This window comes from Mycobacterium heidelbergense, assembly GCF_050205645.1.
Classification (GTDB): Bacteria; Actinomycetota; Actinomycetes; order Mycobacteriales; family Mycobacteriaceae; genus Mycobacterium; species Mycobacterium heidelbergense_A.
In genome coordinates, this window is record NZ_JBNMQT010000070.1 from 1 (window position 1) to 201 (window position 201).

A 201-nucleotide genomic window follows, 5' to 3' on the forward strand; every position below is an offset into this window, starting at 1 on the left:
TCATCCGCAGCTCTACACCGACTTCCTGACCACCGTGGGTGCTCATCCGGTGATGTTCAAGGAACTGCTGGGCGCGATGGCCGCTCATCGGCAGCTCTACACCGACTTCCTGACCACCGTGGGTGCTCATCCGGTGATGTTCAAGGAACTGCTGGGCGCGATGGCCGCTCATCGGCAGCTCTACACCGACTTCCTCGACAC

At 61.2% G+C, this 201-nt stretch carries 1 protein-coding gene; it reads left to right on the plus strand.

Translation table 11 applies throughout. The features are described from left to right. Positions 1 to 201 (plus strand): hypothetical protein (locus ACQI5H_RS24630; RefSeq protein ID WP_427081901.1); only part of this gene is annotated, 201 nt, incomplete at both ends.